This is a genomic window from Thermoflexibacter ruber (genome assembly GCF_900113045.1).
Taxonomy (GTDB): Bacteria; Bacteroidota; Bacteroidia; order Cytophagales; family Thermoflexibacteraceae; genus Thermoflexibacter; species Thermoflexibacter ruber.
The window spans coordinates 1-11,499 of the sequence record NZ_FONY01000068.1; the positions used below are offsets into that span (position 1 = coordinate 1).

The window sequence follows — 11,499 nt, forward strand, 5'->3', positions numbered from 1 at the left end:
ATTTCCACTAAAAAAGCACCATTCCCACAACTGCTATCTATGATTTTTCCCTTGCCACAGTAAGCCATTTCATCAAGCATGAACCTCACGATACTTGTATCTGTGAATGTTTGTCCAAGTGCTTTATTTCTTTGCATTTTGCAAGTATTGATAATGCTTATTTTTCTCTAAATCAGCAAGTTGCACATTGAAATACAAGCAAAAAACCAAGTCATCTATTTCTTTTTTGAGTTGGGTTTGCCCGTTTTCATCTGTCAAAACTACATTTTTTAAACTTTTCAAAGTGATATTTCCTGTATTTTCTTTGGCAAACTTTTCTACTAAATGTTGGTCTTTTTTGATATTGCATGGCGTAGTTTTCCCTTCGCTTTTCAGTAAAAGCAAATTACCTTCCACTTCTAAACTATCAAATTTTTGCACTAAGACATTAGAAAAATCAACTAAATCAGAGAGTTTGACTCGTTCTAAGGATAAAAGTTGCTCAGTTTTTTCTATGATTTCTTTTTTTAAAAAGGAAGTTTGCTTTTGCAATAAAAAGGTAGGAACTCTTAGAAATTCTTTTACAAAATTGACCTGTAAGAGCAAATCTTTTTCTCCTTCTAATTTCAAAAACTGCTTGATTATTAATTGATTAAGTGAGGAATTGAGCAAGGAAAATAAAAATAATAATTCTGATTTATTGCTACTCCCAATTCCACCTAAGCGATTATTTGCCCAAATGAGTGGTCTTTCTGTAAAGTGAAATTGCTTTGGATTTCTGGTTGACCAGACTATCTTATAGGGGCTATCTAAGAGCATATACCCTTGACTTGCTTGGCGTAGTTTGATAGTAAGTCCGTTATTGCCTGCTCTTTTATTAGGGATATATCGCTTATTTTCTGGTACTTGTATTTTTTTTTCATCTATCTTGGCAATTTCGTAGTTTATTACCCCTACTTCTGGTTCGGCTAATGCTTCTTTCTCCATGACCATGTAGCCCCCATCAAAATAGAACGAATCATTAAAAAGTTCCTTTGCCAACTCGTGTTTGTAATAGATTTCCATTCCTGTACTTTCTTGAAAATAAGCCTGATAGAAAGCTTGTGCTTCTTGGTCTAATTTGAGAAAATTCCAATTTTTTACATTTCGCAAGAGTTCGGCTTGTGTAATCTCAAATCTTCTGACTTGTTTGTTTTGAGGATTTTTGATTTGTGCAATACATTCTCCTATAACAATTTCTTTTTCAGGATGATAAGTAACTTCTACTTTGTTTTGCCTGTGCGTAAAAGGCATTTGTTTTTTCACCATGAAAATCAAATTAGAAGTAGCTACTGTATAGTTTTGCTTTAAACCTCTATCCGTAAATAGCTGACTATTAATAATAACTATTTTTTCAATGGTAGTGAACTGTGCTAAGTGATAACGAATTACGTCTAAATCCCCCGCAGTAAGCAAGGTTTGAGGTACGATGAAACTCAATTTCCCACCATCTTTGAGCAAACCTAAACCCAAAGCAATAAAAAAAGCATATAGGTTAGGATTTGGACGATAACCTTTCGGATTTTCAGGAACGCTATGCAGGTTTACTCCATAAACATCGTTGAGTTTTACCTTACCTTCTTTGATAAATTGAAAAAACAAAGTGCCTCTGCTCGAACTCTCATTGTAAGAAATATAAGGCGGGTTGCCAATCACATAGTCAAAACGATAGCGTTCTATAGTAGGATTTTCTTGATTTTCTAAACTGCGTTTTAGATTTTTTAAATCATCTTCATCTCTGACATGACTTTTATAGCCTAAATTAAGGTCGCCAAAATTCAATACACCTTGCCCTTTGTTCTTGGCTATCTGTTTCTGCACATCGTAAATAGTATTTTTTACCGCGGTGTCCAAAAACTCTGCAATACTATCCTTAGTCTTGAAAACCTTGATTTTCTTGTCTAATACATTGGTATAGTCCTCATTGAGAATCAGTGGCAACATTCGCATAATGATACTCATCTCAGCCAAATAAAGGGGAAACTCTGAAACATCAATGCCAAAAATATTTTCAGTGATGAGTTTTTCTATGAGGTCAGAGTCCTCTTTGGTTTCATTGGGGAGGCTCTCTATGAGGTTGCGAACCGCACTATACAAGAATGTTCCACTTCCGCAAGCAGGGTCAATGATAGAAATTTGGTCTTTTTTACTGTTTTTGACTAATTCACTCCCATGATAGCCCAATTCATCAAGCATAAAATCCACTACCTCAGGGGCAGTAAAGTACTGTCCGAGATTCTCATTATAAAGCTGTTTGAGATAGTTTTCATAGATAAAACCAAAAATTTCATTGCGAATGTTAGCAAAGGAATAACGCTTGATGAAAACAAAGATATCGAGCCAAGGCGTTACGTCTGCCAATTCATTGGTAGGTTTTGCTAAAATTTCGTTCAGCGTTTGGTTAATGATTTCCTGCTCACTTTTAAAAGGACGATAGACATTTTTGGAAACCAATTCGCTAATAAATTTGGTAACGGTGAGAATATCACTGAAATTTTCAGTGCGTAAGTTTTTTTCTATGCGACCTATCCTTTGCTGAAAATCTGATTTGAAAGTACCAAACTCGTTGTCAGCCAAAGTTTTATACAAGATAAACTGAATAATATAGGAATAGGTAAGTTCTATGGCTTGTTTCAAGGCTTGTCCCTCTCCTGTCTTTCCTGTGATAGAGGTAGTTTGGATAGAATCAAAGTATCCTTTCAGATTTAGCTTGTGTTGAAAGCTATTAATCAGCGTAGTGATGTCTTTAAAAAAGTTTTGTCGGTGCGCCTCCACATTCAAATCCTCTTCAGTAGCCTCTTTGTTAGCCTCTTGGAAAAAATTAAGATAGTAGTTTATCGGCTGGATATATTCTTTCCAAAAAACTAAAAACTCCTCCGTTTTCTCAAAAATAGTTGAAAGGTAAAAAGTGCGAATGAGTATTTTTCCTACGTAGAATCGCCATTCGTTGCCATCGGTAAGAATGCCTGTTTTTTTATCCCAAACTAATTGATAGTCAAACAACTGTTTTTCTCCTGCCTCAATATTCCCATAGCGTTCTATTTCCATAGGAATTACGACCTGACTGTCTATATAAATAATTACATCTGCCCGCTTTTGCTTTTTGCTACTTTCTTCCAAGAACTCGTATTTCCGCTCACTTTCAGAGGTAGAAAGATTGGCTTCTTTGAGGTTAAAAATTTCCTCTGATTGCAATATTTTTTTGACAAAAAGTTGTACTCCGCTCCCAATTTCTTTTTCTTGGTAAGCGTTTTTTTCTTTTTCCCAAAGGGCAATTAAGTCCTTTTTGTTATACATTCAGTTCAGATTTATTTTAGCCTCTACCTCAAGCCCTCCAAAGCCTTTTTTAGTGCTTTGATTTTGGCTTCTGCATCTGCTTTTTTCTTTCGTTCGTTCTCTATGATTTCGGGTTTGGCATTTTGCACAAATTTTTCATTGCCCAATTTTTTGTTTACTGATTCTAAGAAACCCTCATTGTACTCGAGTTCTTTTTCTATCCTTGCTCTTTCCTCGGCTACATTGATTTTCAAAGGGATAAAAAACTCATCTCCTTTCACTACGAAGTTGAAGGACTTGGGCATATTTTGAGAGGTAAAACTAATCGCTGAGAGATTTGCCAACTTCCTGATAATCGGCTTAAAACGATTATAAATTGCCTTGCTGTGTGTTTTGATGTAAAGGATTACTTCCTCTTTGGGCGACATTCCCTTGCTGTTTCGCATTTCTCGGATTTGACGAACTATGTCAAAAGCAATTTCCCCTTCGCTGATGATTTTCTCAAAAGCAACGTATTGTTTTTTTGGCTGTGGGTATTCCGCCACGATAATACACTCATTTTCACCTCTTTCTTTCAGAGCATGCCACAGTTCTTCGGTAATAAAAGGCATGAAAGGGTGAAGGATTTTTAAAAGATTTTCAAAGAAAGAAATGGTAGCTCCATAAGTATTTTTATCTATCAAAGAAGGTTTACCCTCACCTTGATATTCAGGCTTTATCATTTCCAAATACCATGAGCAGAAGTCGTCCCAAACCAATTTGTAAACGGTCATCAGGGCATCAGAAATGCGGTAGTTGGCGTAGTGTTCTTCCAAGTGAATGAGGGCATCATTCATGCGAGCCTCAAACCATTTGACGGCGGTGGTATTTCCAGTGTCTTCTTCGTCTGTTTCAACTACTTGCCAGCCTTGCACCAATCTAAACGCATTCCAAATTTTATTAGTAAAATTGCGTCCTTGTTCGCAGAGTTTTTCATCAAAAAGCAAGTCGTTCCCCGCAGGCGAGCTAAAAAGCATACCCGTTCTTACTCCGTCTGCCCCGTATTTTTCTATGAGTTCTATGGGGTCAGGTGAATTGCCTAAAGATTTGGACATTTTTCTACCTTGTTTATCTCTGACTATACCTGTTAGATAGACATTAGAGTAAGGTTTTTCTTGTCTGTATTCATAACCAAACAAAATCATACGAGCCACCCAGAAAAATAGAATTTCGGGGGCTGTTACCAAATCATTGGTAGGATAGTAGTATTTAATATCTTCGTTATCAGGGTTTAAAAGCCCATCAAAAACAGCTATGGGCCAAAGTCCAGAGGAAAACCATGTATCTAACACGTCTTCATCTTGAACCAAATCGTTGATGGTTAGTTCTGAGTTATTAGTGCTTTGTTTGGCAAGTTCAAGAGCTTCTTCGGCGTTATGGGCAACGACGAGAGTACCATCAGGCAAGTACCATGCAGGGATACGATGCCCCCACCATAGTTGGCGAGAAATACACCAATCTCTGACGTTTTCCATCCAAGAACGGTACATATTTTTGAACTTGGACGGGTGCAGTTTGATGTTGTCATTCATCACATTTTCTAAAGCGGGTTTGGTCAAGTCTGTCATTTTTACAAACCACTGCGTAGAGATTTTAGGCTCTACTACCGCATCTGTACGCTCTGAATAGCCGATATTGGTGGTATATTCTTCTACTTTAACAATTAAACCTTGCTCTTCTAATGCTTTTGCTACTAACTTACGTGCCTTGAAGCGTTCTGTGCCTACAAAAACTTGCGCCGCTTCGCTCAGAGTTCCATCATCATTGAGCGTATCAATGACTTCTAAGTTGTGTTTCAAACCTAAATTGTAATCATTGATGTCGTGAGCAGGGGTAACTTTCAAAGCTCCCGTACCAAAGGTCATATCTACATACTCATCAAAGATGATAGGCACTTCTCTATTTACCAAAGGGACTATTATCTTTTTGCCTTTCAAGTGTTTGTAGCGTTCATCATTAGGATTGACGCAAACTGCGGTATCGCCCATAATAGTTTCAGGGCGTTGGGTGGCAATGGTCAGATATTCCTCTTCTAAACCTGTAAGGTGCTGAAGACCTGACAGGTTTTCTTGCTTTACTTTGTACTTTACATAGTACAGTTTTGATTTGGTTTCTTTATAAATGACCTCATCGTCAGAAAGGGCGGTTTTGCCTTGTGGGTCCCAGTTAATCATTCTTGCGCCGCGATAGATATGTCCCTTTCTATACAAATCCACAAAAACTTTAATAACCTGCTCTGAAAGTGCATCTTCCATAGTAAACCTTGTTCTGTCCCAATCGCAAGAAGCACCCAACTTTTTTAACTGCTCTAAGATGATTCCTCCATATTTTTCTTTCCACTCCCAAGCATATTTTAAAAACTCTTCCCTTGTAATGTCCTTTTTTTCAATGCCTTTTTCTTTGAGCATTTGCACCACCTTCGCCTCTGTAGCGATAGAAGCGTGGTCAGTTCCTGGCACCCAACAAGCCTCCTTGCCTTCCATACGTGCCTTACGAACCAAGATGTCTTGAATCGTGTTGTTAAGCATGTGTCCCATGTGAAGTACTCCTGTAACGTTGGGCGGGGGAATCACAATCGTATAAGGCTCTTTGTTAGGGTTAGGTTTTGAAGCAAAAAATTTCTTCTCCAGCCAATAGGCATACCATTTATCTTCTACTTCTCTCGGGTTATAAGTCTTTGCTAATGACGACATTTTCAGAGTTATGAGTTATAAGTGATGAGTTACTTTTTTCGAAAAATAGTTAAATAGTTTGATAGTTAGGTTATTAAATGATATTTTGCTATCTCAGCATTTTAACCATATAAACTATATGACTTGCAAATTTAACAAGTTTTTTTGAAAATGGAAATGATTAAAGTAAAAAAGAGAAAAAGAAAATTAAAAACTTTTACTAATCAAGATAAGGTTCAAATTCTTCTCAAAATAGCATTTCTTTCTACTACGTACCCAGCCCCCAAAGTGTGCTATAAGTAATTCAACAAAAATAAACTTTTTTTATTCATTACCGTAGGCACGACAGCTTTGCAGTAAATAGTAATCAAATAGGTTTATCAAAGTCCCGTTATGGACGACACATAAATTTAATAATCAATTAGTTACATTCCTAACAGGAGTTTGATGATTATGTTCTTATGATTTACTATAAAGCGATTATTCTCCACAGTGGAACTGCTACGAGATTAAAAGAACGCTTATAATCGTTGAGTTACTTAACCACATATTGTCCAAAAACGTAACGATAAACAAATCAAAATCAATTACTCAAAAAGCCAGAAGCAAACTTAATCGACACTATAACAGTTGTAATAATAAGCATATAAAATTTAAAAAAACTTAATTTGCAATGTACTTAAACTATGAAAATGTATGACTTGCTTATCATAGGGGGCGGTCCCATCGGACTGGCTTGCGGCATAGAAGCTAAAAAGGCAAAATTAGATTATATAATTGTAGAAAAGGGTTGTTTAGTCAATTCTATTTATCGATATCCTATCAATATGACTTTCTTTTCTACTTCCGAACGCTTAGAGATAGGAGGCGTACCTTTTATTTCGCACGGCGATAAACCTACGCGTAGAGAAGCCTTAGACTACTATCGTAGAGTAGCAAGCAGTTGGAAGCTCAACTTAAAACTCTACGAAAAAGTAGAAAGCATAAAAAAAATTCCTTTACAAGGTTCTGAAAGACCTATTTTTGAAATACATACCTCAAAAAACTCTTATCAAGCCAAAAATATAGTGTTAGCTACCGGTTTTTATGATTTACCAAATTTGATAGGGGTCAAAGGAGAAGATTTGCCCAAAGTCAAGCACTATTACGACGAGCCACATCCTTACGCTTTTCAAAAGATTGCGGTAGTAGGAGCGGCAAACTCAGCGGTTGATGTCGCTTTGGAAACATATAGAAAAGGAGCGGAAGTTACTATGGTGATTCGCGAACCAGAAATTCGTAAAAGCGTCAAATACTGGGTACGTCCTGATATAGAAAACCGCATCAAAGAGGGTAGCATCAAAGCATATTTTAATTCAGAAATTACAGAAATCAGAGAGCGAGAAATAGACCTCAAAACACCAGAGGGGCTGATGACCATAGAAAATGATTTTGTTTTAGCGATGACGGGCTACTTACCTAACTTTGAGTTATTAAAAATGGCAGGCGTAGAAATCACTCATACAGCACAACTTTACCCAGCCTACAATAGCGAAACCCAAGAAAGTAATCAGCAAGGAGTATATTTGGCGGGGGTAGTTTGTGGTGGCATGGAAACCAATAAGTGGTTCATAGAAAATTCTATCGTCCATTCTGAAAAGATAATTCAACATATCTTGAAAAATTCTTGCTAAAAACCCGCTCCTTTTGCTTAAACTTGTGGGAACAAAGTATTCATTATGGTCGCATTGCTTCTTTTCATTACTCTGTTTATTCTTTTATTATTAGGTTTTCCTGTTGCTTTTACGCTGGCAGGGGTGTCTATTATTTTTGGATTTTTCACCTTTGGCTTGGATTTGTTTAATCTTTTGCCTTTGCGAATCTACGGCACTATGACCAACTATGTACTTATCTCTGTACCTCTGTTTATCTATATGGGAGTTATGCTGGAGAGGTCTGGCATCGCAGAAAAACTTTTAAATACTATGGCATTACTCCTTGGGAAGTTAAGAGGGGGGTTAGCAGTGGCAGTAGTCTTAGTAGGAGCTTTGCTGGCAGCTTCTACAGGAGTAGTAGGGGCAACGGTGGTTACTATGGGTTTGCTCAGCCTACCTGCTATGCTTAAAAGAGGTTATTCTCCTGCCTTAGCTACGGGAACGATTGCCGCATCAGGGACCTTAGGACAGATTATTCCTCCAAGCGTGGTGTTGGTCTTGTTAGGAAGTGTAATGAATGTATCTGTGGGAGATTTGTTCATGGGAGCAGTTATTCCAGGCGTGAGCTTAGTTGTTTTGTATCTTTTATATGTCATAGGGATTGCTTTTTTCAGACCAGACTTAGCCCCAGCTATTCCAGACGAGGAACTCAAAGTTTTCAGAGGGGCAGGCTTTGCCAAAAGAGTACTTAGTGCCTTTATTTTACCAATGATTTTAGTATTGGCAGTTTTGGGGGCTATTTTTGCAGGTATTGCTTCCCCTACCGAAGCAGCAGGAGTAGGGGCATTTATGGCAACCTTGCTTACCCTGCTCGAGAAGCGACTAACTTTAAAAGTCTTGCAAGAGGTCATGAGAGAAACAACTTGGCTTACTTCTATGGTGTTTATTATTTTGGTAGGTGCAACAGCATTTGGTTTGGTTTTCAGAGGGATAAGAGGCGATGAGGCACTCATTAGCTTTATAGAACACTTAGAAATGAGTCCTTATGGCTTTTTGGCATTTGTTATGGTGGCTATTTTTATTGCTGGCTTTTTTATAGATTTTATAGAAATTATTTTCATTTTCATTCCCGTAGTAACGCCTATTTTTGCCAAATACGGCATGAACCTGATGTGGATTGCTATTTTGGTATCTATGAACTTACAAACTTCTTTCCTTACACCTCCTTTCGGATTTTCTCTGTTTTATCTCAAAGGCGTTGCCCCGCCAGAGGTAACCACCAATCAGATGTATAGAGGTATCATTCCCTTTATTCTCATTCAAATAGTCATGCTTATTTTGATGATAACTTTCCCTGAATTGGTTACTTGGCTGCCTAAGCTGATGAAGGATTAAGCTAATTTTTTCTTTTTGAAAACTTTATTTGCTGCATCGTACACTTCAAAAAGGTCTTGGTGCTGAGTGGGTAAGGCATCATAGTAACCAATAATAAAATAGCCATCTTCTTTGAGTGCCTGATAAAATTTCTCTAATACCTTCATCTTCAGTACCTCATCAAAGTATATCATCACATTCCTGCAAAATATCAAATCAAAACTGCCATGCACCTCATCTTTGACCAAGTTATGCTGTTGGAAAGTAATAGAATTTTTAAGCGTTTGAAAAACTTGCCATTGGTCTTGTGTTCTAAAAAAATATTGCCTCAAGTCTTTTTCTGGGGCATAGTGGTGATAATTTTTACAAAACTGAGCAAAAATATCTTCAGAGTAAGTGCCTTTGGCTGCGGTAAGAATAGCCTGTCCACTGAGGTCTGTAGCCCAAATTTTTGTCCTAAAAAGAAGTTCTAATTCGTACAAAACGATTGCCATGCTATATACCTCCTCTCCCGTAGAACAGCCCGCATGCCAGATAGTTAGTGAGTTACTCGAGGAGTATTTTTGTAAAATATCCTTGCCCAAAAACTGCCAAAGGGTAGGGTTGCGAAAAAGTTCGGTAAGACCTACGGTAATTTCATCTACTAATTTGAAAATAAGGTTGTTATCTCGGAGGATTTGCTTCCAGAGGTCGTAAATATTGTCTATGCCAAATTTTTGCAAAGCTCTACTCAGTCGCCTTTTAAAGGAGTGAGGCTCATAGTTATTAAAGTCCATGCCATATCTGAGGAGAATGGCTCTATTAATGGCTTGCAGTTCTTCGTCAGAAATAATTTTCAAGGTGGGTTCATTAGGATATAATACCTTTGTCAAAGTTTTAGCCCTTTGACAAAGGTAAAGTGATTGAAAATACTAAATTCCTAATACTTTTCTATTAAAAGCCTCATCGCTTCCACTTCCCGCAAAGTCGTCAAATGCTTTTTCTGTTACTCTGATAATGTGGTCTTTGATGAATTTTGCGCCTTCTTTGGCACCATCCTCGGGGTGTTTAAGGCAACATTCCCACTCCAGCACAGCCCAGCCATCGTAATCGTATGCGGTGAGTTTACTGAAAATGGCTTTAAAATCTACCTGCCCATCGCCCAGAGAGCGGAAACGTCCGGGACGATTTACCCAGTCCTGATAGCCTCCATACACGCCACTCCTTCCCGTAGGATTGAACTCTGCGTCTTTGACGTGGAACATTTTGATAAATTCGTGATAAATATCAATATTGGCTAAGTAATCTAATTGCTGTAAAACATAGTGGCTTGGGTCATACAACATATTAACTCGCTTATGCTTGCCCGTAGCTTCCCAAAACCTCTCGAAGGTAACTCCGTCATGCAAATCTTCGCCGGGATGTATTTCATAGCAAACATCTACGCCTACTTCGTCAAAAGCATTGAGAATAGGCAACCACCTGTTTGCCAACTCTTTAAATCCTGTTTCTACTAATCCTGCGGGTCTTTGTGGCCAAGGATACATCGTATGCCACATGAGCGCACCTGAGAAAGTTACGTGTGCTTTTACGCCCATGTTAGCACTTGCTTTTGCTGCCCATTTGAGTTGTTGCACTGCCCAATCAGTGCGAGCCTTAGGGTTGTTGCGAACTTCTGCGGGAGCAAAACCGTCAAACATCGCATCATAAGCTGGGTGAACCGCTACTAACTGCCCCTGTAAGTGTGTGGAAAGTTCTGTAACTTCTAAGCCATTTTCTTTGGCAATACCTTTAAAATCATCGCAGTAGGTTTTGCTTTCTGCTGCTTTTTGTAAGTCTATGCAACGACCGTCCCAAGTAGGAATTTGTACTCCTACAAATCCTAAACTTGATGCCCATTTACATATACTTGGAAAAGAATTAAACGGAGCAGCATCGCCCATAAACTGTGCGAGAAATATCGCAGGACCTTTGATTGTTTTCATATTTTGATAGATAGGTTAAATATTTAGCGTAAATTTATGAGTAATAGCGTTTTTGAGATTTCTACAAGTAAAGCGTTTTATCGTATTCTTCATACATCTAAGTTAGATATAGGAGATACCTGAAAAACAACCAAAGATACAATTTTAAGCTATTCAATCTTATTTTTAACGTGAATTATTTTACATTTTCTTGAATAAATACAATTTGTTTGTCCTCTAATTTTTGTGGATATGCTTTTATGTTTGGTGTTTTTTCCAAAAATGTATAAGCAATTAAGCCTGCCAGCAAATTAATAAGAAAATTTTTAGGGCTTCTGTGCCTTGAATGTTCTATATTTAGTTGATTTTTAAGTACATCGAAAGCAGTTTCTATCAATCCTCTATGCCTTAAATAATAGGCTTGTGGTTCTGTTAATACTTGATTTTTCTTCATATTAGCTCTTAACTTAGTGATTAAGTGCAAGTTTCTTTCTGCAAATTCTTCTTTTAGTGCAGTAATATAACCCTTATCTCCATAAAGAA

7 protein-coding genes are annotated in these 11,499 nt (G+C 37.6%); 2 read left to right on the forward strand and 5 right to left on the reverse strand.

Translation table 11 applies throughout. The annotated features are described in order from the left end of the window. Positions 1–123 precede the first annotated feature (123 nt). On the reverse strand, positions 124–3,315 hold the full coding sequence (locus BM141_RS21100) for an Eco57I restriction-modification methylase domain-containing protein (protein ID WP_091549435.1): 3,192 nt from the start codon (positions 3,313–3,315) through the stop codon (positions 124–126). A gap of 23 nt (positions 3,316–3,338) precedes the next feature. Further along, the gene (locus tag BM141_RS21105; RefSeq protein ID WP_091549436.1) at positions 3,339–6,026 is read right to left on the reverse strand and encodes a valine--tRNA ligase; all 2,688 of its coding nucleotides are present in this window, start codon (positions 6,024–6,026) and stop codon (positions 3,339–3,341) included. A gap of 665 nt (positions 6,027–6,691) precedes the next feature. Between BM141_RS21105 and BM141_RS21110 the strand changes: the two genes are divergently transcribed. Beyond that, positions 6,692–7,678, forward strand: coding sequence for a YpdA family putative bacillithiol disulfide reductase (locus BM141_RS21110; RefSeq protein ID WP_091549437.1), 987 nt, complete (start codon positions 6,692–6,694; stop codon positions 7,676–7,678). Between the two features lie 45 nt (positions 7,679–7,723). Then, positions 7,724–9,034 carry a TRAP transporter large permease gene (locus tag BM141_RS21115; RefSeq protein WP_091549438.1) on the forward strand — a complete coding sequence of 437 codons (1,311 nt, stop codon included), beginning with the start codon at positions 7,724–7,726 and terminating at the stop codon, positions 9,032–9,034. Here the strand turns inward: BM141_RS21115 and BM141_RS21120 are convergent. The 3 genes from BM141_RS21120 to BM141_RS21130 all read right to left on the reverse strand — a co-directional run. Next, on the reverse strand, positions 9,031–9,885 hold the full coding sequence (locus BM141_RS21120) for a CheR family methyltransferase (protein WP_091549439.1): 855 nt from the start codon (positions 9,883–9,885) through the stop codon (positions 9,031–9,033). The genes BM141_RS21115 and BM141_RS21120 overlap by 4 nt on opposite strands. Before the next feature lie 39 nt (positions 9,886–9,924). Next, positions 9,925–10,977: a sugar phosphate isomerase/epimerase family protein gene (locus tag BM141_RS21125; protein ID WP_091549440.1), complete on the reverse strand. Its 1,053-nt coding sequence runs from the start codon at positions 10,975–10,977 to the stop codon at positions 9,925–9,927. Between the two features lie 175 nt (positions 10,978–11,152). Continuing rightward, the coding region (locus BM141_RS21130; RefSeq protein ID WP_143091053.1) for a transposase at positions 11,153–11,499 on the reverse strand (347 nt) is incomplete at its 5' end.

Bases quoted from the DNA above. Each gene is read 5' to 3' on its own strand.
- BM141_RS21100 (WP_091549435.1), bottom strand. From the start codon at position 3,315: ATGTATAACAAAAAGGACTTAATTGCCCTTTGGGAAAAAGAAAAAAAC.
- BM141_RS21105 (WP_091549436.1), bottom strand. From the start codon at position 6,026: ATGTCGTCATTAGCAAAGACTTATAACCCGAGAGAAGTAGAAGATAAA.
- BM141_RS21110 (WP_091549437.1), top strand. From the start codon at position 6,692: ATGAAAATGTATGACTTGCTTATCATAGGGGGCGGTCCCATCGGACTG.
- BM141_RS21115 (WP_091549438.1), top strand. From the start codon at position 7,724: ATGGTCGCATTGCTTCTTTTCATTACTCTGTTTATTCTTTTATTATTA.
- BM141_RS21125 (WP_091549440.1), bottom strand. From the start codon at position 10,977: ATGAAAACAATCAAAGGTCCTGCGATATTTCTCGCACAGTTTATGGGC.